This window comes from Actinokineospora sp. NBRC 105648, from assembly GCF_030269645.1.
GTDB lineage: Bacteria > Actinomycetota > Actinomycetes > Mycobacteriales > Pseudonocardiaceae > Actinokineospora.
Genome location: NZ_BSTR01000066.1, coordinates 1 through 26404 on the forward strand (window position 1 = coordinate 1; position 26404 = coordinate 26404).

25 protein-coding genes are annotated in these 26404 nt (G+C 70.1%); 7 read left to right on the forward strand and 18 right to left on the reverse strand.

The annotated features are described in order from the left end of the window. Window positions 1-232 precede the first annotated feature (232 nt). From QSK30_RS33595 to QSK30_RS33645, 11 genes are all read right to left on the reverse strand, one after another. Window positions 233-622: a peptidase inhibitor family I36 protein gene (locus QSK30_RS33595; RefSeq protein ID WP_285509191.1), complete on the reverse strand. Its 390-nt coding sequence runs from the start codon at window positions 620-622 to the stop codon at window positions 233-235. 54 nt (window positions 623-676) lie between these two features. Beyond that, a complete protein-coding gene (locus QSK30_RS33600; protein ID WP_285509193.1) occupies window positions 677-1858 on the reverse strand; it encodes an ABC transporter ATP-binding protein in 1182 nt (393 codons plus the stop codon). Between the two features lie 2 nt (window positions 1859-1860). Next, complete coding sequence (locus tag QSK30_RS33605; RefSeq protein WP_285509194.1) at window positions 1861-2706, reverse strand: carbohydrate ABC transporter permease; 846 nt, start codon at window positions 2704-2706, stop codon at window positions 1861-1863. Then, window positions 2706-3650 (reverse strand): carbohydrate ABC transporter permease, encoded by a 945-nt coding sequence (locus QSK30_RS33610; RefSeq protein ID WP_285509195.1) that lies wholly within the window; start codon window positions 3648-3650, stop codon window positions 2706-2708. Before QSK30_RS33610 ends, QSK30_RS33605 begins: the two co-directional genes overlap by 1 nt. Continuing rightward, on the reverse strand, window positions 3647-4924 hold the full coding sequence (locus QSK30_RS33615; protein ID WP_285509196.1) for an ABC transporter substrate-binding protein: 1278 nt from the start codon (window positions 4922-4924) through the stop codon (window positions 3647-3649). Before QSK30_RS33615 ends, QSK30_RS33610 begins: the two co-directional genes overlap by 4 nt. A 168-nt stretch (window positions 4925-5092) precedes the next feature. Then, a complete protein-coding gene (locus tag QSK30_RS33620; RefSeq protein ID WP_285509197.1) occupies window positions 5093-5620 on the reverse strand; it encodes a YflT domain-containing protein in 528 nt (175 codons plus the stop codon). 48 nt (window positions 5621-5668) lie between these two features. Next, entirely contained in the window at window positions 5669-6865 is a 1197-nt protein-coding gene (locus QSK30_RS33625; RefSeq protein WP_285509198.1) for an acyl-CoA dehydrogenase family protein, read from the reverse strand. 156 nt (window positions 6866-7021) lie between these two features. Next, a complete protein-coding gene (locus QSK30_RS33630; protein ID WP_285509199.1) occupies window positions 7022-7207 on the reverse strand; it encodes a hypothetical protein in 186 nt (61 codons plus the stop codon). Window positions 7208-7364: 157 nt separating this feature from the next. Further along, window positions 7365-7691: a hypothetical protein gene (locus QSK30_RS33635; protein ID WP_285509201.1), complete on the reverse strand. Its 327-nt coding sequence runs from the start codon at window positions 7689-7691 to the stop codon at window positions 7365-7367. Between the two features lie 844 nt (window positions 7692-8535). Continuing rightward, window positions 8536-9405, reverse strand: coding sequence for an HpcH/HpaI aldolase/citrate lyase family protein (locus QSK30_RS33640; RefSeq protein WP_285509203.1), 870 nt, complete (start codon window positions 9403-9405; stop codon window positions 8536-8538). Further along, window positions 9398-10468: an HpcH/HpaI aldolase/citrate lyase family protein gene (locus tag QSK30_RS33645; protein WP_285509205.1), complete on the reverse strand. Its 1071-nt coding sequence runs from the start codon at window positions 10466-10468 to the stop codon at window positions 9398-9400. Before QSK30_RS33645 ends, QSK30_RS33640 begins: the two co-directional genes overlap by 8 nt. Before the next feature lie 78 nt (window positions 10469-10546). Here QSK30_RS33645 and QSK30_RS33650 point away from each other — a divergent pair, with 78 nt between their 5' ends. From QSK30_RS33650 to QSK30_RS33670, 5 genes are all read left to right on the forward strand, one after another. After that, on the forward strand, window positions 10547-11413 hold the full coding sequence (locus QSK30_RS33650) for an aminoglycoside phosphotransferase family protein (RefSeq protein WP_285509206.1): 867 nt from the start codon (window positions 10547-10549) through the stop codon (window positions 11411-11413). A gap of 136 nt (window positions 11414-11549) precedes the next feature. Continuing rightward, entirely contained in the window at window positions 11550-12491 is a 942-nt protein-coding gene (locus tag QSK30_RS33655) for an ArsR/SmtB family transcription factor (RefSeq protein WP_285509208.1), read from the forward strand. A gap of 151 nt (window positions 12492-12642) precedes the next feature. Next, window positions 12643-13581 (forward strand): ArsR/SmtB family transcription factor, encoded by a 939-nt coding sequence (locus tag QSK30_RS33660; protein WP_285509210.1) that lies wholly within the window; start codon window positions 12643-12645, stop codon window positions 13579-13581. Between the two features lie 94 nt (window positions 13582-13675). After that, a complete protein-coding gene (locus QSK30_RS33665; RefSeq protein ID WP_502871928.1) occupies window positions 13676-14941 on the forward strand; it encodes a magnesium transporter MgtE N-terminal domain-containing protein in 1266 nt (421 codons plus the stop codon). Further along, entirely contained in the window at window positions 14934-15485 is a 552-nt protein-coding gene (locus QSK30_RS33670; protein ID WP_285509214.1) for a DUF1003 domain-containing protein, read from the forward strand. Before QSK30_RS33665 ends, QSK30_RS33670 begins: the two co-directional genes overlap by 8 nt. 477 nt (window positions 15486-15962) lie before the next feature. Here the strand turns inward: QSK30_RS33670 and QSK30_RS33675 are convergent, their stop codons facing one another. Then, window positions 15963-18281: a beta strand repeat-containing protein gene (locus QSK30_RS33675; protein WP_285509216.1), complete on the reverse strand. Its 2319-nt coding sequence runs from the start codon at window positions 18279-18281 to the stop codon at window positions 15963-15965. Between the two features lie 58 nt (window positions 18282-18339). After that, window positions 18340-19095: a hypothetical protein gene (locus QSK30_RS33680; protein WP_285509218.1), complete on the reverse strand. Its 756-nt coding sequence runs from the start codon at window positions 19093-19095 to the stop codon at window positions 18340-18342. A 151-nt stretch (window positions 19096-19246) separates the two neighbouring features. On the opposite strand from QSK30_RS33680, the gene QSK30_RS33685 reads away from it, so the two are divergent. Further along, window positions 19247-19666, forward strand: a complete 420-nt coding sequence (locus tag QSK30_RS33685; RefSeq protein WP_285509220.1) for a hypothetical protein — start codon at window positions 19247-19249, stop codon at window positions 19664-19666. 297 nt (window positions 19667-19963) lie between these two features. Here the strand turns inward: QSK30_RS33685 and QSK30_RS33690 are convergent, their stop codons facing one another. Further along, on the reverse strand, window positions 19964-20416 hold the full coding sequence (locus QSK30_RS33690) for a MarR family winged helix-turn-helix transcriptional regulator (RefSeq protein WP_285509222.1): 453 nt from the start codon (window positions 20414-20416) through the stop codon (window positions 19964-19966). Window positions 20417-20551: 135 nt separating this feature from the next. Between QSK30_RS33690 and QSK30_RS33695 the strand changes: the two genes are divergently transcribed. After that, complete coding sequence (locus tag QSK30_RS33695; RefSeq protein WP_285509224.1) at window positions 20552-21697, forward strand: Mrp/NBP35 family ATP-binding protein; 1146 nt, start codon at window positions 20552-20554, stop codon at window positions 21695-21697. 381 nt (window positions 21698-22078) lie between these two features. On the opposite strand, the gene tatB is transcribed toward QSK30_RS33695, so the two are convergent. The 4 genes from tatB to sigE all read right to left on the reverse strand — a co-directional run bounded on the left by tatB (window position 22079) and on the right by sigE (window position 26308). After that, window positions 22079-22495: a Sec-independent protein translocase protein TatB gene (tatB, locus tag QSK30_RS33700; RefSeq protein ID WP_285509227.1), complete on the reverse strand. Its 417-nt coding sequence runs from the start codon at window positions 22493-22495 to the stop codon at window positions 22079-22081. Window positions 22496-22538: 43 nt separating this feature from the next. Continuing rightward, window positions 22539-24071: a S1C family serine protease gene (locus QSK30_RS33705; protein ID WP_285509228.1), complete on the reverse strand. Its 1533-nt coding sequence runs from the start codon at window positions 24069-24071 to the stop codon at window positions 22539-22541. Window positions 24072-25083: 1012 nt separating this feature from the next. Beyond that, window positions 25084-25698 carry an anti-sigma factor family protein gene (locus QSK30_RS33710; protein WP_285509230.1) on the reverse strand — a complete coding sequence of 205 codons (615 nt, stop codon included), beginning with the start codon at window positions 25696-25698 and terminating at the stop codon, window positions 25084-25086. 37 nt (window positions 25699-25735) lie between these two features. After that, window positions 25736-26308 carry an RNA polymerase sigma factor SigE gene (sigE, locus tag QSK30_RS33715; RefSeq protein ID WP_285509265.1) on the reverse strand — a complete coding sequence of 191 codons (573 nt, stop codon included), beginning with the start codon at window positions 26306-26308 and terminating at the stop codon, window positions 25736-25738. Window positions 26309-26404: the final 96 nt, after the last annotated feature.

The window sequence follows — 26404 nt, forward strand, 5'->3', positions numbered from 1 at the left end:
AGCACCGCTAAACTCGCCGTGTGGTGGGAATGCCCTTCACCCGCCCTTCTTTCCCACCGCGGTGCTCTAGGGGCCCCACACGAAGCGAGTTCACTAGATCGAGCCCCGCTCTTACTCGGGCAACGAAGACGGCAACACCCAAGCGAGTTCCGTAGATCGAGCCTCGGGCAACGAAGACGGCAACACCGAGGCGAGTTCAAGCCCCGCTTGCAACCCCGGCAGCAAGCCACCCTCACGTAGGCCAGAGCTGAATCCCCCGCACCACGAACGGCGACACCGGCACATACGTCCCCTCCCCCGGATAAGTCCGAAAATCCCCTTCAGTAGTGCATTCCCCCGTCTGGTACACGATCACGTCCCGACTCATCAAGTTCACGAACGACCGAGCAGCCACCTCCAACGGCACGCACTCGCCCGGGTTCGTCTCCGCCAGGCTGATCCGCACCACCTCCCCCCGGAACCCCGTCGCCGGCCACAGGCACAGCTCACCCCGGTCGCACCCCACGGCGGCGGCCGCCGTGACCGGCGCGGACACCAGCCCCAGCACCGCCAGCAGCCCCACGACGATGAAACGCATCAGAAACCCCTCTGCCCTCGTGGGCATCCCGGTCGGGATGTCCATCGAGGGCAGAGGATGGCCGAGATGGCAAGCAGCCGTCAGAAGTTGTCCACAGGCTCAGCCCGCGTAGGTCAGGTTGCGGCCGTCGCTGGGGTCGAACAGCAGCAGCTTGTCCTCGTCGAACCAGACCTCCAGCTCAGCGCCCTCCCGGGCGCCCGAGGCAGCCGAGAGGCGGGTGACGATCTGCGACCCGTCGTCGGTCATCTCCGTCGACCCGGACTCCGCCGCCAGCTCGTCGAGCTCCGCCGAGGTCGCCGTCTCGCCCTCGACGGTGAAGTAGGCGTACTTGTCCGAGCCCATCGACTCGAGCACGTCGACCGTCGCGGTGAACCGGCCGCCGCGGCCGCGTTCGCCCTCGTCGAGCAGGGCCGCGTCCTCGAAGTGCTCCGGGCGCAGGCCGACGATCACCTCGCTCGGGGCGTTGGCGGCCTCCACCAGCCTGCGGATCCGGTCGCTGAGCGGAACCGGGCCGAGCGGCGTCTGCAGCTGCCCGTCGGCCAGCGTGGCGGGCAGGAAGTTCATCGACGGGGAGCCGATGAAGCCCGCCACGAACAGGTTCGTCGGCTGCTCGTAGAGCGCCTGCGGCGACCCGACCTGCTGCACCAGCCCGCCGCGCATGACCACGACCCGGTCGCCCAGGGTCATCGCCTCGGTCTGGTCGTGGGTGACGTAGACCGTCGTGGTGCCCAGCCGCCGCTGCAGCTTGGCCACCGAGGTGCGCATCTGCACCCGCAGCTTGGCGTCCAAGTTGGACAGTGGCTCGTCCATCAGGAACGCCTTGGGGCTGCGCACGATCGCGCGCCCCATGGCCACCCGCTGGCGCTGGCCGCCGGAGAGGTTGCCCGGCTTGCGGTCGAGGTGCTGGGTCAGGTCGAGGATGCGCGCGGCCTCCTCCACCTTCTTGGTCACCGTCGCGTTGTCCACGTGGGCCAGCCGGAGCGGGAAGGCCATGTTCTCCCGCACGCTCATGTGCGGGTAGAGCGCGTAGGACTGGAACACCATGGCGATGTCGCGGTCCTTGGGCGCGCGCTCGTTGACCCGCTTGCCGTCGATGCGCAGCTCGCCCTCGGTGATGTCCTCCAGGCCCGCGATCATGTTGAGCGTGGTCGACTTCCCGCAGCCGGACGGGCCGACCAGGATGATGAACTCGCCGTCGCCGATCGTGATGTCCACATCGGACACCGCGAGCGCGCCGTCGGGGTACCGCTTCGTCACCTTGTCCAAGACGATCTCAGCCATGCTCAGCCCTTCACCGCACCGGACGTCAGCCCCGCGACGATGCGGCGCTGGAAGAACAACACGAACAGGATGATCGGGATGGTGATCACCACGGCGGCCGCGGAGATCGTCCCGGTCGGGTCCTCGAACTGCGAGGACCCGGTGAAGAACGACAGCGCCGCGGGCACGGTCCGCGACGAGGTGGTCGAGGTCAGCGAGATCGCGAACAGGAAGTCGTTCCAGCAGAAGATGAACACCAGGATCGCGGTGGTGAACACCCCCGGCGCGGCCAGCGGCGCGATGACCCGGCGGAACGCCTGCGCGGGCGTGGCGCCGTCCATCTTGGCCGCCTTCTCCAGCTCCCACGGGATCTCCCGGAAGAACGCCGAGAGGGTGTAGATCGCCAGCGGCAGCGCGAAGGTGATGTAGGGCAGGATCAGACCGGGCCAGGTGTCGAAGAGCCCGAGCGTGCGCTCCATCTCGAACAGCGGCGTGACCAGCGAGACCTGCGGGAACATCGCGATCAGCAGCGACGCGCCGACCAGCAGCTGCTTGCCGGGGAAGTCGAGCCGGGCGATGGCGTAGGCGGCCATGGTGCCCAGCACGACGGCGATCACCGTCGCGATGAGCGCGATGCCGATCGAGTTGAGCAGCGCGCGCAGGAACTCGCTGGTGTTGAAGATGTCCCGGTAGTTCTGCAGGGTCCACGACCGCGGGATGAAGTTCCCGTCGGTCAGCGTCTCCTTGGTCTTGAACGACAGCGACACGATCCACAGCACCGGCACCAGCGCGTAGATCACCACGACGATGTCGATCAGCGCCCAGCGGGTCTTGGCGCCGCTGGACGCGGTCGCCCCGATGACGGCCATCAGCGCTTCCTCCCGTCGTCGCTGCCCGGCGCGGAGGTGCCGAACACCTTGATGAAGATGAACGCGATGACGGCCACCGCGATGAAGATGAGCACCGACATGGTGGAGCCGATGCCCAGGTTCAACCCCTTGATCAGGTTGTTGTAGGTCTGCATCGAGACCGACCCGGTCTCCTGCGCGCCGCTGGTGAGCACGAAGATGTTGTCGAAGATCCGGAACGCGTCCAGGGTGCGGAACAGCAGCGCGACCAGGATGGCGGGCTTCATCACCGGCACCATCACCTTGGTGAACCGCTGCCACGCCGACGCCCCGTCCATCGACGCGGCCTTGAGCAGGTCGTCGGGTACCAGGGCCAGGCCCGCCATCAGCAGCAGGGCCATGAACGGCACGGTCTTCCACACCTCGGCCAGGATGATGATCGCCAGCGCGGGCACCCGCTGGGTCAGCAGCGCCGAGTCCGGGGCGAACAGCTGCGCGAGGTAGCCGGTGTCCTGGGTCCAGGCGTAGCGCCAGGAGAACGCCGCCACCACGGTCACAATGCCGTAGGGAATCAGTGCGACGGTCCGCACCAGACCGCGCATCACCAGCGTCCGGTGCATCACCAGCGCCAAGCCCATCCCCAGCACCAGTTCGATGGCCACCGAGATGACGGTGATCATCGCGGTCACCCCGAACGCGGTCCACCAGTAGGAGTTGGACAGCACGGTGACGTAGTTCTCCAGCCCGACGAACTTCTGCTGGTCGGGGAAGCGCAGGTCGTAGCGCTGCAGCGAGAGCCAGATCGAGTAAATGATCGGGTAGCCGGTCACCGCGATCATCACCAGCGCGGCCGGTGCGCACAGCCACAGCCCGAGCTTGCGCTCGGCCTTCTTGCCCTCGCTGACCGCCTTCTTCGCCGGTGGCGACACCGGGGTGTCGGCGGTCCGCTCCGCGGTCTGGCTCACGGCAGCACTCCCTTCGAGTCCAAGGCGTCCTGCAGCTCCGAGCGCAGCCGGTCGGCCGTCGCCTTCGGGTCGATGGCCGCGGGCGGGGAGAGGATGGTGGAGATCAGCGTCGAGGCGTTCTGGTAGGCCGGGGTGATCGGCCGGACGGCGGCCTTCTTGAGCTCGTCGAGGATGGCGTCGCGCATCGGGTAGGGCTTGACCATCTCGGGGTCGTCGTAGACCGACTCGATCGTCGGCGGGACGCCGGAGTTGATCGCCGAGAACTTCTGGTTCGCCGCGTTGCGCAAGCACTTCGCGGCCTCGAAGGCCTCCGGCTTGTGCTGGGAGTAGGCGCTCACCGCCAGGTTGAACCCGCCGATGGTGGCCGAGCCGTTCTTGTCCGCGTCGACCGACGGGTACGGCGCCCACTTGAAGTTCTTCGCCAGGTCCGGGTTCGCCTTGCCCATCGCGGCGTAGACGTAGGGCCAGTTCAGCTCGAACGCGGCGCCGCCGCCCTGGAACGCCAGCCGGATGTCGTCCTCCTTGGCGTTGGACAGCGACGCGCTGGCCACCGGCGAGGTCGCCAGGTCCTTGAGCGCCTGCAGGGCCCGCACCGCGCCCTCGTCGACCACGGCCTTGGTGCTGTCGTCGGAGAGGATCTTGCCGCCCGCGCCCGCGACCAGGGTGTTGAACTGCACGACCAGGCCCTCGTACTGGGCCCCGGTCATCAGGACCGTGCTCGGCTTGCCGTCGGCCTTGAGCTTGTTCGCCTGCTCCAGCATCTCCGCCCAGGTCTTGGGCGGGGTCTGCACGAGGTCGCCGCGGTACCAGAGCAGCTGCACGTTGGTGTTCTTCGGCGCGGCGTAGAGCTTGTCCTTCCACCGCGCGGTGTCGAGCGGACCGCGCAGGGTGCCGGTCTCGACGTCGGTCTTGTCCTGCCCGGTCCACTCGGCGATCCAGCCCGCCTCGGCGAACTCGGACACCCAGGTGACGTCCAGCCCCAGCACGTCCATGTCGGTGTCGCCTGCGGCGAGCCTGCGGACCATCTGCTCGCGCTGGCCGTCCGCCTCGCGCGGCAGGCCGTTGAGCACGATCCGGTAGCGGCCCTGGGCCGCGTCGTTGCACGTGGCGACGACCTTGTCGAAGTTCTCCTCAGTGGAGTAGTAGACGTTGACGGCGATGCCGCCGCTGTCCGAACCGCAGGCGGCCAACAGGGGTGACGCGACCAGGGCGGCGCTGAGCGCCACCCGGAGGCGTCGTCCTCGGCGGCCCGGAACCAGATGAGTAGGACCCATCGTCCAGCCTCCTTCCGACCATCACGCCGAGAAGAAGGCACAGCCACCCGACCAAGCACCTCGACGTGCACCGGCACGCGGGTAGCTCGGTACCCGCGACCGGGTCCACTGAAACTAAGCCGGGTGATCAGGACCCGCAATTCGATGTGGACGGCCGGGGCGGAGGGACTAGTCGATACCGCTGTTCGGGCGCATGGCGAGCTTGGCCAGCAGGTCACGCGCCTTCTCCGCGTTGCGCGGCTGGGCCAGCACGTCGTAGCGCCCGGCGACGAGCTGGGTGGCCGAGGCGATCTCGCGGCCGCGGCCCCGGGTGCTCGCGTAGCCGACCGCGGCGAAGACGAGGCCGAAGACCACGCCCGCGCACAGGCCGACCAGGATCGGCGCGAACGAGGCCTGCTGCTGGTTGAACAGCCCGAGCAGCAGGCCGACGAACAGGCCGAACCAGGCGCCGGAGAGCGCGCCGGTACCGAGCACCTTCGCCCAGCTCAGCCGTCCGATGACCCGTTCGACGAGCATCAGGTCGACCCCGACGATGGTCACCTCCTCGACGGGGAACTCGCTGGTGGCGAGGTGCTCCACCGCGCGGTGGGCCTCCTGGTATGTGTCGTAGGAGCCGATCGGCCACCCGGTGGGGGGCGTCGGCACCTTGGGTAGACCCTGGTTCGCTCGTCCAGGGCCGGAGAACGCACCGGTCATACCACTATCCTGCCAACCCGGGCACGACGGTGCGAACCCGACACCGGATCAGCCCCGCGAGCGGTACTCCCGGAGCAGGCCGCGGGAGATGATCGTCTTCTGGATCTCGCTGGTGCCCTCGCCGATCAGCAGGAACGGCGCCTCGCGCATCAACCGCTCGATCTCGTACTCCTTGGAGTAGCCGTAGCCGCCGTGGATGCGGAACGAGTCCTGGGTGACCTCGGCGCAGTACTCGCTGGCGATCAGCTTGGCCATGCCCGCCTCGACGTCGTTGCGCTCGCCGGAGTCCTTGAGCCGGGCGGCGTTGACCATCATCAGGTGCGCGGCCTCGACCTTGGTGGCCATCTCGGCGAGCTTGAACGCGACGGCCTGGTGCTCGGCGATGGCCTTGCCGAAGGTCTTGCGCTGCTGGGCGTACTCGACGGCCAGCTCGAAGGCCCGGATGGCGATGCCGCAGGCGCGGGCGGCGACGTTGACCCGGCCGACCTCGACGCCGTCCATCATCTGCGCGAAGCCCTTGCCGGGCGCCCCGCCGAGCACCTGGCCCGCGTCGATCCTGAAGCCGTCGAACACCGCCTCGGTGGTGTCGACGCCCTTGTAGCCCATCTTGTCGATCTTGCCCGGGATGGTCAGGCCGGGGGCGACCTCGCCGAAGCCCTCGGGCTTGTCGACCAGGAAGGTCGTCAGGTTCTGGTGCGCCTTCTCGGCGCCCTCGTCGGTGCGCACGAGCAGGGCGATGAGGTTGGAGCTGCCGCCGTTGGTGAGCCACATCTTGGCGCCGTCGACGGTGTAGCCGTCGCCGTCGCGCTTCGCCCTGGTCTTGATGGCGGCGACGTCGGAGCCCAGGTCGGGCTCGGACATCGAGAAGGAGCCGCGGACCTCGCCCGCGGCCATCCTGGGCAGGTAGTGCTGCTTCTGGGCCTCGGTGCCGTGCTGCTTGACCAGGTGCGCCACGATGAAGTGCGTGTTGATCACGCCGGACACGCTCATCCAGCCGCGGGCGATCTGCTCGACGACCAGGGCGTAGGTCAGCAGCGACTCACCGAGGCCGCCGTACTCCTCCGGGATGGTCAGCCCGAACAGGCCCATCTCCTTCATGCCCGCGACGATGTCGGTGGGGTACTCGTCGGCGTGCTCGAGGGCCTGCGCGTGCGGGATGATCTCCTTGTCCACGAAGTCCTTGACGGTGGACAGGATCTCCCGCTGGATGTCGGTCAGTCCGGCGGTCTGGGCGAGGCGGGCCATGCGAGCTCCCTTACGAGACGGCTCTTGAGTTACCCGCGAGTATCTCTTGGTTAACGCTCGTTCGCGTCATGGAAGTGCGCAGGACCACTCACAGCAAGCGACCCGGACGCCGCTGCGGCGATCCGGGTCGGTTTGACGGGTGCGGACGGGTGGTAGTCAGCCTGCGCGGAGTTCGAACGCGCTGCCGCAGTCCTTGCAGTCCTCAGCCAGGACGTAGACGTCGGCGCCGCAGCCGGTGCAGGGGCGGAAGCTCCGGTCGAACAGGTCGTCCCGCTGAGCACGCCTGCCCCCGAAAATGCTCAGGACGCCACGCGACTCGCTTGGAAGGCTGTGTCTACCCATGCCACAAGGGCACATCACGGGAGGGTCACAGCACAAGCAGAAGCCGTGATCTGTGCGTTATGTCACGGCAACCTTTCACGCGCTGTCACGTCCCTGACCTGCACCGTGACACCTTCGAGGGATCTTGAGGCGAATCACAAGAGGGTTAATGTCAGCGTTAGGTGACCGGATTCCCGCGCCCGTCGACGGTTTCGACGACCTCGGCGACGTGCACGCGGAAGGTCTGCGCGGCCATGGCCCCTTCGACCTGCACGAGGTACCCACCGCCCTGATCACGCAGGATGGTGCGCCTCCGCACCCGCATCATCACACGGGGTAGAAATTCCCGCGCTGCCTTAAGAGCCAGCTCCTCAGCCCCCTCCCGCGTGGCGGCGCGGTAGGTCTCCATGGTCGAGACGTCGTCACCGAACCGCTCGACCAACACCCACCAGTCGCCAGTCCCCCGCCGCGGCCCGTCGGCGGGCCCACCCAGGAAGTCCCCCATGCGAGCCATCCTCCCAGGACTGGCCGAGCAGCGAAGCGAGCCATCCGTGTACGCGCGGGCCCGCTTCCGCAGCCCGCGGACCCAACTCGGCCACGGCCAGCGAAGGCGGGATCGCCGCGCCGCAGAGCCGGCTATTCGCCGCGGCGGAGGCTCAGTAGCCCGGATGTCCCGGTTCAGCTGGCCACAAGCTCACAACGCCTCTCTGGTGGTCGAGTCCGCTCGACCTCTTGTCACGAGGAACCGGAGCGTGTCGTCCGACATCTTGGTTGGCGGAGAAGACGGCGTCCGAGACCGTCTGGAGCCAGCGCAACCGCACCAGGTCGTTGTTCTCCGGGACCAGCACGAAATCCCGGTTGGAAGAATGGCGCGACCTGGCGAACAGCGGCGCCGACACGGCGAGAGGCGGACTGCGCGGCGCGGTCCGCGCTTTCGCGCATCGACAACAGCACAGCCGCCAGGTTGCCCGCGTCTCGGCTCAGTTCGAGGTTGTCCGCTGTCGGCCGGAACTGCTTCACCGGCGCGTCAGGCTCGTGTCGTGGACGTGAAATGCCCGACAACCCGCCAGCAGGTCCAAAACGTAGGAGGCGGGCGAGGGACCAAACCGCTCTGCCGCCGCTCCCATCAGCCGGGTTTCGCGGTGCCCTCCACCGACGGCGGTCTTGTCCGGCCGTTCGTACCCTCGCCGTAGAACTCGGCTGTCTCGCTCGCGAAGATGAGCTCGTCGTTGGCCGCGGGGACCAGAACGGCCTTGTACCCGTTACTCGGTCCACACAGTCGTAGGCGGATCTCCGCCAAGTGCGACTCGCGACGCAGAGTTGTCCACAGTGCACCACGGGTGTCCCGGTCAGTCGCGGGAGGCGATGGCGGTGGCGACGGCCAGGATGCGGCGGGCGTTGTCGACGTGCAGGTTCTCGATCATGCGGCCGTCCACCGTCACCACGCCGCGGCCTTCGGCGGAGGCGGCCTCGAAGGCCTTGATGACCTTCTCGGCGTGTTCGACCTCCGCCGGAGACGGGGCGAAGATCTGGTTGCACGGTTCCAGTTGTGCCGGGTGGATCAGGGTCTTGCCGTCGAAGCCGAACTGGCGGCCCTGCGTGCACTCCTCGGCGAAGCCGTCCAGGTCTCGCACGTCGTTGTAGACGCCGTCGAGGATGACCTTGCCCGCGGCGCGGGCGGCGAGGAGGGCGAGGGACAGGCTCGCCAGCAGCGGGGCGCGGCCGGGGACGTGTTCGGCGTGCAGCTCCTTGGCCAGGTCGTTGGTGCCCAGCACCAGCACGGTCAGCCGGTCGGCGGCCGAGGCGATGTCGTGGGCGCGCAGCATGGCGATCGGGGTCTCGACCATCGCCCAGATCGCGGTGTGCGCGGGCGCGCCCGCGGACTCCAGGGCTCGCTCGATGGTGTGAACCTCGGCCGCCGAGTTGACCTTCGGGACGACCACCGCGGCCGGGCCCGCCGCCGCGGCCGCGGCCACGTCGGCGGCGAACCACTCGGTGTCCAGGCCGTTGACCCGGATGGTGACCTCGCGGCGGCCGTACTCGCCCGACCGCACCGCGGCGCACACCCGGTCGCGGCCCTCGGCCTTGGCGTCCGGGGCGACCGAGTCCTCCAGGTCGAGGATCAGGGCGTCGGCGTCGAGGGTCTTGGCCTTCTCCAGCGCGCGCTCGTTCGCGCCGGGCATGTACAGCACGGATCGGCGGGGGCGCGGCTCAGGCATCGGCGTTCTCCTCCACGGCGGCGTAGGCGGCGGCGAGCTCGGGGTCGCGGGCGGAGAGCGCGTCGGCCAGTTCGGCCACCACGCGGCACTGCTTCACCGTCGCGTCGTCCTGCATCTTCCCGTCGATCATGACCGCGCCGGTGCCGTCGCCCATCGCCGCGATCACCCGGCGCGCCCAGGCCACCTCGGCCGGATCCGGGGAGAACACCCGCTTGGCGATGGCGATCTGCTTGGGGTGCAGGCTCCACGCGCCGACGCAGCCGAGCAGGAAGGCGTTGCGGAACTGGTCCTCGCAGGCCACCACGTCGGCGATGTCGCCGAAGGGCCCGTAGTACGGCAGGATCCCGGCCGCGGCGCAGGCGTCGACCATGCGCGCCACCGTGTAGTGCCACAGGTCCTGCTGGTAGGTCGTGCGGCCCGCGGTCAGGTCGGCGCCGGTCGGGTCGCTGCGCACGAGGTAGCCGGGGTGGCCGCCGCCGACCCGGGTGGTCTTCATCCGGCGGCTCGCGGCGAGGTCGGCCGGGCCCAGCGAGATGCCCTGCATGCGCGGGCTGGCGGTGGCGATCTCCTCGACGTTCGCCACGCCCGCCGCGGTCTCCAGCAGGGCGTGCACCAGGATCGGCCTGGTCAGCCCGGCGCGCGCCTCCAGCTGGGCGAGCAGCCGGTCGACGTAGTGGATGTCGGCGGGCCCCTCCACCTTGGGGACCATGATCACGTCGAGCTTGTCGCCGATCTCGGTGACCAGCGTGACCAGGTCGTCGAGCACCCACGGCGAGTCCAGGCTGTTGACCCGGGTCCAGAGCTGCGTGTCGCCGAAGTCCGTCGCCCGCGCGATCTTCACCAGGCCCGCGCGCGCCGCTTCCTTGCGGTCGGCCCGGATCGCGTCCTCCAGGTTGCCCAGCACGACATCGGCCTGGGCCACCAGGTCGGGAACCTTCGCGGCCATCTTCTCGTTGCCCGGGTCGAAGAAGTGGATCATCCGGGACGGCCGGAACGGGATCTCCCGCACCGGCTCGGGCGCACCTACCGCGAGCGGGCGGAAGAAGTCCTTCGGTGAGCGCATCGAGCCTCCGTTCGAGGGTGACCGGCCGGTAACCGTGTACGAGTTGTAGTCGACCACGCGCGAGAGGGGAGTGCCATTGTGGCCACCGCGACACCGCTGGTGCCGCCGTCGTTCGGCCGGTACCTGACCGAACCCGCCCAGCGCCGGTGGCTGGCCGCCCTGCCCGAACTGGCCCGGCACCACCTCGGCCGGTGGGACCTGACCCGGGACGGACCGACCCTCTACGGCCACACCGCGATCGTGCTGCCGGTGCGGCGCGCGGACGGCGCGCCCGCGGTGCTCAAGCTCGGCCTGCCGCACCGGGAAGCCGCGCACGAGGCGCTCGGTCTGTCCCTTTGGGACGGTGACGGCGCGGTCCGGCTGCTCGACCACGACGCCGACGACTGGGCCCTGCTGCTCGAGCGCCTCGACCCGCACCACAGCCTCGACGACGAGCCGCTGGCCGCCGCGCTCGAGGTCGTCGCCGCCCTGGTCCGCAGGCTCGACCGGCCCGCCCCGGCGGGGGTGCGCACGCTGGCGGAGATCGCCGAGCGCTGGGCCGCGACGTTCCCCCTGGACAACGCTGACGGCCGGGTGCCCGCCGAACTGGTCGAGCAGGCGGTGGCCTACTGCCGCGAGCTGGGCCCGACCTCGGCGGCGCGGCTGGTCAACGAGGACCTGCACTTCGAGAACGTGCTGCGCGCCGACCGCGAGCCGTGGCTGGTGATCGACCCCAAGCCGCTCTCCGGCGACCCGGAGTTCGGCCTGATCCCGCTGCTGACCAACCGGATCGACGAATCCGACCCGGTCGAGCGGCTCGCCTGGCTGGTCGAGGCCACCGGCGCCGACCCCGACCGGGCCCGCCGCTGGACCTTCGTGCGCGCCCTGGACGACTGGATCGACGGCGAGGACGACACCAACCCCGCGGTCGCCGGTGCCCCCCGGATCGCCCGCGCGCTCGCGTGACCGGTAAAAAACGGCCGGGACGGGGCTTGGGGCCCGTCCCGACCGTTTCCCCCAGTGCCTTGCGGGACCAGCACACCGCGTTTGACCGCCCGCCGACAACGATTCGAGCACGGTCGAATCGCGCGGGGCCGGGACGGTGATCACCATCGGCCTGGACGCGGCGGCGCTGAGCCGGGTCCGGCTCGCGGTCTCGCCCGCGCTGGAGGCCCTGTCCTGGCTGCGGCTGGCCGCGGCGGGCGGGCGGCACCCGATCTTCGGCGACCCCGGTCCGTCAGCCCGCTTCGCCCTGCGCGACCCCGAGGTTCGGATGGTCGCGGCCGCCGTGCCCGCGGGGCTCGTCGGCTACCTGCCGGACCTGCTGACGCCCAGCCCGCCCGTCGGCCCACCGGAGCGCAGCTGGCGGCAGCAGCTGGAGCGGATCGCCGCCACCAGCGCCGAGGAGACCGCCCGGCAGTTCGCGCGCATCGAGGGGCTCGACCCCGCTGTCCACGCGGCAGTGCACTCCGGCACGTTCGCGCGCCGGGCGGCAGGCGCGCTGTCGCGGTTCTGGACCGCGGCGATGGCCGACAGCTGGTCCGGTCTGCGCGCGCGGTTGGACACCGACCTGACCGAACGCGCCCAGCTGATGGCCACGCGCGGCATCGGCGCCCTGCTGAGCACAGTGGACCCGAGGGTCGGCTGGAGCGGGTCGGCGATCGACATCGCCAAGCCGTACGAGTACCCCACCAGCCTCAACCAGCTCGTCTTGACGCCGAGCGCGCTGTCCTGGCCGTTGTTGCTCTTGCAGCTGTCCAACCCCGACGACGCGGTGCTGCACTACCCGGCCAGTGGGCTGGGGGTCGCCGAGCGGGCGGATGAGGACTCAGTCGCGCGGCTGATGGGCGTCACCCGGGCGCTCTTGCTGCGCGACTTGGACGTGCCGCGGACCACGACCGACCTGAGCAAGCGCAACCACTTGTCCCCGGCGACGGTGTCCTACCACCTGTCCGTGTTGCACGGCTCAGGTCTGGTGGCGAAGACGCGGGAGAAGCGGTCGGTGCTCTATTGGCGCACGGAGCAAGGGGAAACGTTGCGCTAAGAGGTGTTGGTGGCCGGGGCGCACGGCCCCGGCCACCATTTCCCCCCTCACCCGGACCCTCCGCCCGGGTGCCCCGCGTACAGCACACCGCAGACCACGGGCTTGGGGGAAACGATTCGAGCCGTTTCGAACGCGGCCTAGTCTTGGTCAGGTGATCACCGCCCATCTCGACGCCGCGGCGATGAGCAAGGTCCGGCTGGGGATCTCCCCCGCCATGGAGGCACTGGCCTGGCTGCGGCTGACGATCCAGGGACACCCGCACCCGATCTTCGGCGACCCCGGTCCGTCCGCGCGGTTCGCGCTGCGCGACCCGGACGTGCGGATGGTGGCGGGCACGCTGCCGGTCGGCAAGGGCTACATGCCGGACCTGTTCACCCCGCAACCTCCCGCCGTCGCCGCCGACCGGGCCTGGCAGACCCAGCTCGAGCAGGTCGCCGCCACCGACGCCGAGACGGTGGCCTACCAGATGACGGCGGTCAGCAACCCGTCCCGGGACGCCCTCGACGCCGTCGAGGCGGGCACCTTCGCCAAGCGGTCCGCCGACGGTCTCGCCCGGTTCTGGACCGCGGCCATCGCCGACAGCTGGTCGGGCCTGCGCGAACGGCTCGACAGCGACCTGGCGGAACGGGCCCGCACGATGGCCACCGAGGGGGTCGGGGCGCTGCTCGGCACGCTGCACACCGACATCCGGTGGACCGGGTCCGCGCTGCAGGTGGACAAGCCGTGGGACTTCGAGTCCCACCCGTCGGGCCTGGTGCTCGCGCCCGCCGCGTTGGCGTGGCCGACGCTGTTCGTGCAGATCGAGGAGCCGACCGACGGGGTCGTGTACTTCCCGGCGAACGGCCTTGGCGTGCCGCGGGCGGTGGGTGGGCCCGCGCTGTCGCGGCTGCTGGGTCCGACCCGGGCGACGCTGTTGCGCGATCTGGACGTGCCGCGGACGACGACTGACCTGAGTACCCGGCACCGACTGGCGCCCGCGACGGTGTCGTATCACCTGTCCGTGTTGCACGGGTCCGGGTTGGTGGCCAAGGCCCGCGACCGGCGGGCGGTGCTGTACTGGCGCACTGACCACGGGAACGCCCTGCGGTGATCGTCCGGCCCGGCTCGATCCTGGTGGGTCCGGTCGCCCCGCGCCGAGGGGGTGGTGGCGGGCGCGGGCGGCTAGCCTGGCCGACGTGGCGGGCATGAGCAAGATCTTCGTGGCGCAGCTGCTGGGCCTGCCGGTCTTCGGCCCGGACGGCGAGTCGATCGGCCGCATCCGCGACCTGGTCGCCGGGTTGCGGGCGGACGGCGCGCCGCCCCGGGTGCTGGGCATCGTCATCGAGCTGGCCACCCGGCGGCGGATCTTCGTGCCGATGCTGCGGGTGGCCGGGATCGACTCGAACGCGATCACCCTGGCGACCGGGTCGGTCAACCTGCGGCACTTCCACCAGCGGCCCAACGAGGTGCTGGTGGTCGGCCAGCTGCTCGACGCCCGGGTCGAGGTGACCGCCTCCGGGGCCTCGGCCGTGGTGGTCGACACCGCGATGGAGCCGACCCGCACGCGGGACTGGGTGCTCGGCAGGTTGGCGATCCGCGAGCGGACCGGGCGGCTGGGCAGGCGCGGGCCGGTCCAGGTGCTGAACTGGTCGGACATCCGCGCGCCCGGGATCACCGAGCTGACCGGGCAGCCGCAGGGCGCGCACCAGTTGCTGGCGGTGTTCGACACGATGCGCGCCGCCGACGTGGCGACCGCGTTGCAGGACCTCCCGCTCAAGCGCCGGTACGAGGTGGCCGACGCGCTCGACGACGAGCGGCTCGCCGACGTGATCGAGGAGCTGCCGGAGGACGACCAGAAGGACCTGCTGGCCCACCTGGACGAGGAGCGCGCGGCCGACGTCCTGGAGGCGATGGACCCCGACGACGCCGCCGACCTGCTGGCCGAGCTGTCCGATGTGGACAAGAACCGGCTGCTCGAGCTGATGGAGCCCGAGGAGTCCGCCCCGGTCCGCAGGCTGCTGGAGTTCGCCTCGGACACCGCGGGCGGCCTGATGACCCCGGAGCCGATCGTGCTCACGCCGGACGCGCCGATCGCCGAGGCGCTGGCCCGGGTGCGCAACCCGGACCTGACGCCCGCGCTGGCCAGCATGGTCTTCGTCTGCCGCCCGCCCTCGGCCACCCCGACCGGCCGCTACCTCGGCTGCGTGCACATCCAGCGGCTGCTGCGCGAACCGCCGTTCGACCTGGTGGCGGGCGCGGTGGACCGGGAGCTGGCCCGGCTGCGCCCGACCGACTCGCTCGTCGAGATCACCCGCTACTTCGCGACGTACAACCTGGTCTGCGCGCCGGTGGTCGACGACGAGGACCACCTGCTGGGCGCGGTGACCGTGGACGACGTCCTCGACCACCTGCTGCCCGACGGCTGGCGGGAACGCGAGTCGGCGCTGGTGGAGGAGGGTGAGCGTGCCTGAGCCCAGCCCCCGCAGGCGCCTCGACCAGCCGAGGCGACCCCGCGGCCTGCACTTCGCCATCGACCCGGACGCCTTCGGCCGCTTCTCCGAACGGCTGGCGCGGTTCCTGGGGACCGGCAAGTTCCTGTTCTGGCAAACGCTCCTGGTGGTCGCCTGGATCACGATCAACCTGATCGGGCTGAGCCTACAATGGGACCCGTACCCGTTCATCCTGCTCAACCTGGCCTTCTCCACCCAGGCCGCGTACGCCGCGCCGTTGATCCTCTTGGCACAGAACCGCCAGGACGACCGGGACCGGGTGTCACTGGAGGAGGACCGGGCCCGCGCGACCCAGACGAAGGCCGACACCGAGTTCCTCGCCCGCGAACTAGCCGCCCTGCGTATCGCCATCGGCGAAGTCGCCACCCGCGACTACCTGCGCGGCGAACTGGACAAGCTGCGCGGGGACATCAAGGGCAAGGGCGGGAAGAAGCGCTCAACAGCGGAGAAGATCCGCGACGACCCACGCTGGGACGACGCCGAGGTGTCGGACAACAGCCACTAGGGGGTGGGCTTCCGACTTCTAGGCCGTGCTTGCTGTGCGCTCGCGTGGAGCATTTCGGGCGCTCGCTTGCGTTGTGGGCTCGATTGAGCGGACCGGCTTGCTGGGACCCCGGAAGAGGCGCGGTGGACAAGGCGGGTGGGGAAGGGGCGAGGTCGAGCAGCAGGAACGCCCCGCGCGCGCCCAGGGCGAGCTGGCGCTCCAGCTCCCTGGTCAGCGCGCGGCGGTTGATCCACCCACTTGCCAGGCAGCTCGGCGCCTCTTCGCCCAGATAAACCAGGTCCGCCCGATCGAGCATTGGGTCGAGCGCCTGCGGGCGGGCTGGTGGTGCGGTGGCGAAGACGGGCATTCCTGTCGGTGGCGTGTGATCGCCGCCGTGCGAGACGCGGGGGTCGAAGGCACCGTCGAACCCGCAGCACAAGAAAGCACTGCGGGGGCTCCGGAACCGGAACCCCCGCAGTGCTTTGTGGACTGTCTAGATCAGACGGTCGCGACGGCGGTGCCGCCGTTGCCGCCCGAGCCGCTGTTGCCACCGGTGGTGTGGCTCCAGATGCCCGCGTCACCGGTGTTACCGGTAGAACCGGTGTCGCCGGAGTGGCCCGAGGTCACCGAGGTGGTCGAACCGTGCTGGCGGAAGAAGGCCGCACCGGTGTTGCCACCGGTCGTACCCGAGTTCCCGCTGGCGCCGGAGTTGCCGGTGGTCGCGGTGTTGGTGCTGGTGGCGTTGCCGCCGGGGCCCGAGTTGCCGCCGTTGCCCGCCTTCGCGGTCGCGGTGCGGTCACCCGAGTGCTGCCACTTGTCGTGGCCCCAACCGTTCTGGTTCCAGCCGTTGTGCTTCCAACCGGAGTCGTGCTTCCAGCCGGCCTGGTTGTTCCACCCGGTGTTGTGGTTCCAGGTGCCCTGGTGGTTCCAACCGGAGTGGTTCCAGTCGCCCTGGTGGCCACCGGTGCGGTGGTTCCAGCGCGGCTTGTGGTCACCGGACTGGCGACCCCACTGACCCGACTCGTGCGTCCGCGCACTGGTGGCGTGCGCGTTGCCGCCCGCACCACCGTTGCCGGAGTTGCCGCCCACGGTGGTGCTGTGAACGGTGGCGTCCCCGGTGTTACCGGTAGAACCGGTGTCACCCGAGTTGCCGGAACCGACCTTGGTGGTCGAACCACCGTCGCGGTGCCAACCGCGGCCACCGACGGTGCCGGTGTATGCGGCATTGCCACCGGTCGAGCCGGAGTTCCCGGAGTTGCCCGAGTTCCCGGTGGTGGCGTTGTTCGAGCTGGTGGCGTTGCCGCCGGGGCCCGAGTTGCCGCCGTTGCCCGCGGTCGCGGTCGACGACGAGTCGCCGTTCGAACGACCGTGGCCCGAGGTGCCCGCCGTGGTGGCGTGCGCGTTGCCGCCCGCACCACCATTGCCGGAGTTGCCGCCACGGGTGTCGCTGATGATCACGGCGTCGCCGGTGTTACCGGATGAACCGGTGTCGCCGGAGTTGCCCGAACCGACCTTGGTGGTCGAACCAGCGTCGCGGTGCGACCGACCGGACTCGCGCCCGCCCAGGTTCACCGCGGAGTTCCCGCCGGTGGTGCCGGAGTTCCCGGAGTTGCCCGAGTTCCCCGTGGTGGCGCCGTTCGAGCTGGAGGCGTTGCCACCCGCACCCGAGTTGCCGCCATTGCCGGCAGTGGCCGTCGAGGACGAGTCACCGCCAGATCGGCGGTGGTCGGACCCGGTCGCGGTCGAAGTGGCGTTGCCGCCGACCCCGCCGTTGCCGGAGTTGCCGCCCACGGTGGTGCTGTGGACAGTGGCGTCCCCGGTATTACCGGTAGAACCGGTGTCACCCGAGTTGCCCGACCCCACGGTGGTGACCGAACCACCATCGCGGTGCGACCAGCCGAAGCGCTGGCCGCCCACATTCACGCTGTACGCCGAGTTCCCGCCGGCGGCGCCGGAATTCCCGGAGTTGCCCGAGTTCCCCGTGGTGGCGCCGTTCGAGCTGGTGGCGTTGCCACCGGCACCCGAGTTGCCGCCGTTGCCCGCGGTCGCCGACGAGGTGCCGGTGGACCGCGAGTGGCCCGAGTTGGCGGCCTGGGCGTTGCCGCCCGCGCCGCCGTTGCCCGAGTTGCCGCCGGTGGTGGTGCTGCCGATCACCGCGTTGCCGGTGTCACCGGTTGAACCGGTGTTGCCCGAGTTCCCGGACGTCGCCGAGGTCGAGCAGTTCGACAGCACGCACAGCGAGCCCGCCGAGTTTCCGCCGGTCGACCCCGAGTTGCCGGAGTTGCCCGAGCGGCCGGACGTGGCGCCGTTCGAGCTGGTGGCGTTGCCACCGCTGCCCGAGGTGCCGCCGTTGCCCGCTGTCGACGAGGAATTGCCACCGCGGGTGGCGGTGTTGGCGTTGCCGCCCGCACCACCGTTGCCGGACTTGCCGCCGCCCGTGGTGCTGTGGACGGTGGCGTCGCCGGTGTTACCGGTTGAACCGGTGTTACCCGAGTTCCCGGACGACGCGGACGTCGAGCAGTTCGACAGCACGCACACCGCGCCTGCCTTGTTGCCGCCGGTCGAACCGGAGTTGCCCGACGCGCCGGAGTCACCGGAGCGCGCGGTGTTGGTGCTGGTGGCGTTGCCACCCGCACCGGAGTCGCCGCCGGACCCACCGGTCGCGGCGGTGGCGGTGTCGTGCACCGAGTTGATCAGGCCGCCGACCACCGGGAGCGGTGTCGCGGCGGTGTCGGCCGAGGCCATCGCGGTGCCGAGCAGGACGAACCCACCCGACATCACGGCGGTCATGAGACCGCGTCGCACATACCTGTGCATGGCGTTCCTTTCCTTACCAGGTTTGAGGTTTCACGAGCTCTCGAAACTGGCAGGACGATCAACTCGGGTGGTTCAACCCGTACGGGTCGAACCAGGCACCCTCGGCCCGCGGCCCCGGCGGGGCGCGCAAGCTCTGGTGGGGTCGCGGTACCACCGACGACATGGCGGTCACCGCGTTCACGGGACCGTTCGACCCTGAACCAGCGGCCGACGACATCCCACCTGAGACAGCGAACGGAGCGCCCGGCGCACCACCGGGGAGCGGACTCCCCGGCGGGCTGGTGAACCCGGCCCCAGGGGCCGGAACCGACCAACGGGCGTCCGATGTGGACCAACGAGTCGTGCTCACCCACGCCGCGGCCGTTGAGACGCGCTCAACCGGCACGGCACGGGGCGGGGACACGGGGTGCTGAACAGCGGCACCGGCCTCAGCCGAGACCACAGGCGGCACGAGCACGCGCCCCGCCGGAGCGGACGAACCCACTACGGGCTCGGCCACCGAGCCCACCACCGGCACCACAACGGTGCCGACCACGGGCATGATCGCGGCACCCAACACGGGCTCGACAACATCACCGAGCACCGGCTCGACCACCGCGTCAACCACCGGCTGGACCACTGCGCCCACCACCGGCTCGACGACGGAACTGACCACGGGCTGGACCACGGTGCTCAGCACCGGCTCCAGCACGGAGTGGCCAACCAGCCCAGTCACGGCACCGACCAGCGGATCCGCGACGGACACCAGCCCGGCGACCGGTCGCACGGCGGGCTCGACAACGCCCGCCACCACCGCGACCGGCTCAGCGACCAATCGAGACACCGGCCGCACAAGCGCAGGCACAACACTCCGAACCACCGGAGCGGCTGCACCTTCGACCACCCCGGACACGGGCCGGACCACAGGTGCGACCGCCGACTCAGCGGATCGCACCACCGGGACCGCTGCTGTGCCAACCGACTCAATGCCAACCGACTCGACCGATCGGACCACCGGCTCGACCGATCGCACCAGCGGCGCGACCAGCCCGGCGTTCACGACCCGCTGCGACGCGCCCGACGGGGCTGAACCAGCCAACGCCGAACCAGACGTCGCAGGCCGCACCGGCTGGTTGGCGGCCGAGGCCACCACCTGGGTCGCACTCGGCTTGGCGGGCTTCGGCGACTGCTCGGTCGGTCGGGGTGCGGGCGTGGCGCCCACCACCGACTGGGCCAAGGGCTTGATCACCCCGGGTCCGAGGTCGGCCACCTGCCCGGTCAAGTCGAGCAGTCCCGGCGGTGGCGCGGGCCGGGTGTCGGCACTCGCCTCCGACGACCACAGCACCGCGAGGAACAGAAATCCGAAAAGGGTTCCACTGATCATCGCGATCCGCCGCAGTGTCTGACCGACAGCGCTTCGCAATGACATTTCCAGAGTATTCGACTTCATGGCATCACCTCCTCCAAGGAAGTCGACACCCAGTATTCGTCAGCCGAATGGGTGACGGTTCGCTCGAAAGAGCAAAGCTCCCACACTGCGGGAAACGCCAGCTAGAAGGCACTGCGACGGTCCCATTTAGGGCACCGAAATGACCTGCGAAAATGTACGGCCTAGATAGTTACCCTCAGAAATGGAAGCTAAACCGGTGACTAGTCCGAATGCACGAGACCATCGGCGAAGCCCATTTCACGTTCTGGCCGGTTCAGTCGACCAGTCGAGCGCACAAATCGCCCAGGTAGCGCAACTGGTCGCGGTCGAGTCGGGCCACGAAGTGCCGGACCACGCCCGCCAGGTGGGTGACCGATGCCGTGCGCAGGACGTCCAGGCCCTGTTCGGTGAGGGTGGCCACCACGCCGCGGCCATCGCCCGCGACGCGTTCCCTGGCGACCATGCCCGCCCGTTCCAGGCGGTCCACCAGGCGGGTGACGCCGGAGCGCGAGAGCAGGACCGCGTCGGCGAGTTCTGCCATCCGCAATTTGCGGTCCGGGGCTTCCGCGAGTTGGACGAGCACGTCGTACCCACCGAGGGAGAGCCGCTGCTCGGCGACCAGCTCGGTCTCCAGCGAGCGGGTGATGTGCGCGTGCGCCCGCAGGAACGTGCGCCACGCGTGCAGTTCTTCTCGGGTGGGCCGGGCGGACTGGTCCGGCACGGTCACGAGATCCTCCTCTAGCCCAAACAGGGTGACGATGTTACGGAATGCGGGTGGAGCACCGCACAGCGCCCTTGACATCCGCTGTGGCGCGTGCCATCCGGCCGCCACCGGCCGGCTACCCGCCCGTAGCATGGACGGGTGACCACCACCGAGCAGGTTCCCGGCGTCGAGACCGTGCGCAAGGCTCTCGCGGGCGTCCAGGATCCGGAGATCCACCGCCCGATCACCGACCTCGGCATGGTCAAGGACATCACCGTGCACCCGGACGGCCGGGTCGAGGTCGCCATCTTCCTCACCGTGGCGGGCTGCCCGCTGCGCGACAAGATCACCAAGGACGTCACCGCGGCGGTGTCCGCGCTCGCGGGCGTGCGCTCGGTGGCCGTCGAGCTGGACGTGATGAACGACCAGCAGCGCACCGCCCTGCGCAAGTCGCTGCGCGGCGACGCCGAGGAACCGGTGATCCCGTTCGCCCAGCCGGGGTCACTCACCCGGGTGTACTGCGTCGCCTCCGGCAAGGGCGGCGTAGGCAAGTCGAGCGTCACGGTGAACCTGGCCGTGGCCATGGCCGCGCGCGGGATCAAGGTCGGCATCGTCGACGCGGACATCTACGGGCACTCGATCCCGCGGATGCTCGGCACCGCCGAGAAGCCCACCAAGATCGAGAAGATGCTGCTCCCGCCGGAGGCCAACGGCGTGAAGGTCATCTCGATCGGCATGTTCACCCCGGGCAACACCCCGGTGGTCTGGCGCGGCCCGATGCTGCACCGCGCGCTGCAGCAGTTCCTCGCCGACGTGTTCTGGGGCGACCTGGACGTGCTGCTGCTCGACCTGCCCCCGGGCACCGGCGACATCGCCATCTCGGTGGCCCAGCTGATCCCGAACGCGGAGATCCTGGTGGTCACCACCCCGCAGCAGGCGGCGGCCGAGGTCGCCGAGCGCGCGGGCGCGATCGCCCTGCAGACCCGCCAGCGGGTGGCCGGGGTTATCGAGAACATGTCGTGGCTGGAGCTCGCGGACGGCACCCGGATGGACATCTTCGGCTCGGGCGGCGGCCAGGCGGTAGCCGACTCGCTCTCCCGCGCGGTGGGCTCCGCGGTGCCGCTGCTCGGCCAGGTCCCGCTCGACCCGCACCTGCGCGAGGGCGGCGACGCGGGCGACCCGCTGGTCATCTCCCAGCCGGAGGCGCCCGCGGCCAAGGTGCTGATCGACATCGCGACCAAGCTGTCGGTCCGCGCCCGCGGCCTGTCCGGCCGCATGTTGTCGGTCTCCCCCGCGGGCCGCTGACGTCGATCGGTGTGGCGGGCGAGCCTGCCACACCGACCACCACCGGTCTGGACCAGTCAACGACCCGCTGACGGACCGTCTGGGTCGTCGACCGCCCGTGTGCGTGCCGGGCACACGGCAGGTCTTGCCCAGGACCCTGTCGACGATCTGTTCCGGGTCACCGGGATCGGCCAGAGCCCCGAGCCGACGCCCGCCACGGCAGACCCGACTCCCTCGGGAAACCGTCGCTCAGCTGTGGCGCCGAGTGCCTGCTCGTCCACCGGCGCACTCTCCAGCGCGGCAGCCACGGACACCACCGCAGTCCGGTCTGCTCGGTGGGACACCCGCGGAACGACATCGCGCCCCGTCCACTGGGTGGACGGGGCGCGGTTGTTCGGTCGATCAGGTGGCGTCGGGGTCGATCGGGGGACGCTCGCCCGGGGCCAGCTTCGGCGGGTCGGGCTTGACCGGCGGCGGCGTGGCCTGGCTCTGGATCGGGTTCGGCACCGACGGCCTGCTGCCGGCGAAGCCGTTGGGCTTGGTGCCGTTGTCGTCGTCGCCGAAGAGCTGCTTGGCCACCAGCTGCTTCGGGTCGAAGCTGCGCAGCTGCTGCAGGTCCTGCAGTGGTTTGCGCAGGTCGTCGAAGTCGGTGCCCAGCTCGTTCTTCAGCTGGTCGCGGGCTCCGGTGGCGTACTCGCGCACCTTGCGGATGCTGCGCCCCACCCAGGCCGCCGCGGCGGGCAGCCGCTCGGGACCCAGGATGAACAATCCGGCGACGCCGAGAACGAGGATCTCGGCCCAGCCGACACTTTCGAACACCCCGATACCTCCGAACTACGCCTCTGCAGACCAGAGTAGCCGGTCAGTCCGACTGGAGGGTTACCTGAATGGTCAGCTCACGTCCCTGTCTGGCCAACACCACCGGAACGGCCTGACCGGGCTGGTGCTGGCGCACCGCGACGGTCAGCTCAGCGGCGTTGCGCACCTGGCGGTCGCCCAGCTTGCGGATGACGTCGCCCTCGGCGATCCCCGCCTTGGCCGCGGCACCGCCGTCGGTCACGTTGACAACCTGGGCGCCCTCGGCGGTCTCCGCGGACACCGACTTGACGTTGGCCCCGAGGTCGGCGTGCTTGACCTTGCCGTCCCGGATGATCGCCTCGGTGATCCGCTTGGCGTCGTTGGACGGGATGGCGAACCCGAGCCCGACACTGCCGGTGTTGCCCGCCGAGCTGCGGATGGCCGAGTTGATCCCGACCAGCGCCCCGGTCGAGTCGACCAGTGGGCCACCGGAGTTGCCCTGGTTGACCGCCGCGTCGGTCTGGATGGCGTCGTAGGTGATCGGCGCCTCGCCGTTGTCCCCACCGGCGACCACCGGCCGGTGCAGCGCGCTCACGATCCCCTGGGTGACCGTGTCGGCCAGCCCCAGCGGCGATCCGATGGCCAGCACGGCATCACCGACCTGCAGCTCGTCGGAGTTGCCGAACTGCAGCACGGTCGGGTTGGTCACCTTGACCTTGATCACCGCGAGATCGGTCTTCGGATCGGTCCCGACCAGCTGCGCCTCGGCCCGGGTCCCGTCGGTGAACACCGTGGTGATCTTCGCCGACTGATCGGCCCGACCCTCCAGGGTGACCACGTGCCAGTTGGTGACGATGTAGCCGGAGCCGTCGATCACCACCCCGGACCCGGTGCCACCCCCCTGCTCGAGCTTGACCTCGATCGACACCACCGCGGGCCGCACCCGCTTGGCGATGTCCGACACCGACCCGGCGGGCCGCTCCTTGCCCGGCTCGGCCTGGGCCAGGGTCACCTCGCTGTTCAGGCTGTCGCCACCGCGGGCCAGGAACCACCCGAGCACACCACCCGCGGCACCGACCAGCAGGGCCACGAGCCCCAAGACCACCAGCGCCACCGGCTTCACACGCCGCCCGAAGAGCACCTCCGGCAGACTCAGCAGCTTGCCGGACTGAACAGCACCGGCCCGCTCCACCTTGTCCTCGGACCGCTCCACCGCAGGCGGACCAATCACCGCACCAGCGGACGGATCACGCCAGGGATCGGACTCCTCAGTCCAGAGGGCGTCCTCCCCATCAGCCCCACCCGGACTCGACCCCGGCGGCCGCTGCAAGACGGTCCGGTCCCCCGGCGCACGCCCGAACGCACTGCTCAACGCCTCAGGCGGAGGCGGGGCGGACCGGAGCTCACCGATCACCGGACGCGCGGCAGCAGACGGCGAAAAGGCACCGTCCACCCCAGCGGGCCTGCCAAAGGCGGCCGCAGCCGACGGATCCACCGCGGGCCGCTCCAACGGCCGAGGCGCCACCCGCTGCTCACCCCCGGGCACCACCCCGTTGCGCAGGGCACCTTCAGCGGGGTCGAAGTTCTGCTGGTTCATCACCCTCCACCCTGCCAAACCAGCGGTGAAGTGCGCGTGCGCTCATCCGGGTGGGGTAGTGGCCAGCACGGCCCACCGATCAACCACCCCACCCCGGCTCACCCCGCCCCGCCCTTCTCCGCCTTGCTCTTCCCCGCCTTACTCTTCCCCGCCTTGCTCTTCCCCGCACTGCCCTGCCTCTGCCCTCCCCACCTCCCACCCAGCGCCCAGCCCCAGCCCAAATCAAGCCCCTCCTTTTCTTCGCCCTTTTCCTTCAATCCCTAAAAGCCGAGCCCGCTGGTACGCAACACCCGCTACGCCAGTGCTCGATTGGGTGGACTGCCTTCGTGTGGGGGGAGGCGACCGCTAAACTTGCCTCAGTAGTGGGGATGCCCTTCTCCCCACGCTTTTTCCCCACGCGGTCGCCTAGGGGCCCCACGCGAAGGCAGTCCAGCCAATCGAGCCTCCGCTTTACTCGGGCAGCTCGGACGGTGTGCCGCACACCGACCTACGGTCCACCGTCTTCGGCGGCTCATCGCTGGGGCTGCCCGAGGAAAAGACAAGGGGCTCGATCTAGTGAACTCGCTTCGTGCGGGGCCCCTAGAGCACCGCGGTGGAGAGAAAAGGGCAGGTAAGGGCATCCCCACCCACGGCAAGTTTAGCGGCACTCTCCCCCCACACGAAGCGAGTCCACTAGATCGAGCATCCGTAGCGGGCGTTGCTTTCCAGCGGGGTCGGCCTCACCGGTGCGGTTTGCCGGGGGACGGGACTTGCTTGGGTGCCAGCAGAGTCGGCCTCACCGCTGCGGTCTGCTGGGGGACGGGATTCGCTTTGGATGCCAGTAGAGTCGATCTATCCGCTGCGGTGTCAGCGGGGGCGGTGCCGCTGCGGTTTGGCGGGGTCGGTCTAGAGACTAAGGGCTGAAAGACTTGAGGACCAAAGCCTCATGTGGCTTTGGTCCTCAAATGCTGGAAAATGGCTTTGGGGCGACTGCGCTCTTACCCTTTGCTGGTCCTCGGTTGGTCCTCGGTTGCTACCTGGCTGCGACCATGCCGAAGCTCGGTGACAGCGATGCCGTCACTGTGGCGCCTACGAAGCCGACCGGTTGTACTCCGCCACCCACCAAGGGTGGTGTCACTTCAGGGGCGTCCGAGGTTGGGCCTGCGCCGGTGGTGTTGACCAGGGCCAAGGCGCCCAGGACCAAGCCTGAGACCACGACTCCCGCGCCCTGTGCGGCGCGTCTGTTCTTGCGGCCCAGCACCGTTCTGCCCTCGCCCAGCTTCGGGGAGGAGCCCAGCGGTGCGCTGGTGCCGAAGCCTGCCGGGACTCGGTCGGGGCGCTGTACCGCGACCAGTTGGCCGTCGGCCGTCATGGCGAGGCCGTCCGGGGTTGCCGGGAGTTCGGTTTCCTGGGGGATCGCCAGGAGTCCGGCCAGCAGGCCCGCGGGCATGGACGGGGTGTCTGCGGCGCGCACTGCGGCGCTGGCCTGGCGTTGGGCGGTGATCTCGGCTGAGCACCACGTGCAGCCGGCCACGTGGGTGGTGACGCGGTCGTGGGCTGAGCGGGTGAGTTCGCCGTCGACGAAGGCGACCACGGCGTCGGGCAGCAGGTGCTGCTCGGGCAGCCCGAGGGCGCGTTCGAACGTCATGAGCCGACCTCCACGTCGACGGTGTCGCTGTCGCGGGTCATACCGCTGCCTCCTGTGCGAGCGCGCGGCGGCGCTCGAGGCCTGCGCGCAGGGCCTGGCGGCCGCGGTGGATCCTGCTGCGCACAGTACCCAGCTTCACGCCGAGGGTCGCGCCGATCTCCTCGTAGGACAGGCCCTCGACGTCGCAGAGCACGACGGCGGCGCGGAACTCCGGGGGCAGCTCGTCCAGCGAGGCCTGCAGGTCCGGGTCCAGGTGGGTCTCCTCGTAGACCTCTTCCGGGCTCGGGTCGTCGCCGACGATGCGGTCGGTGTCGTCGGGCAGGCCCTCCATGCGCAGCCGCGAGCGGCGGCGGACCATGTCCAGGAACAGGTTGGTGGTGATGCGGTGCAGCCAGCCCTCGAAGGTGCCGGGCTTGTAGGACGCCAGCGACCGGAAGACCCGGATGAAGGTCTCCTGCGTCAGGTCCTCGGCGTCGTGGGCGTTGCCCGCGAGGCGGTAGGCGAGCCGGTAGACGCGGTCGCCGTGTTCGCGGACGACCTCGTCCCAGCTGGGCACGGTCCACTCGGCGGCGGCCAGTTCGACCGGCTTCACCTCGGTGGTGCTCTGCATGGCGGGGATACGCACCTCCTGAAGGCTGTCCTGCCCACTCACCCGCTCAACGCGCGCCTGGCCCACGGTGTTCCCCACTTTCGCCACATCCCCGCC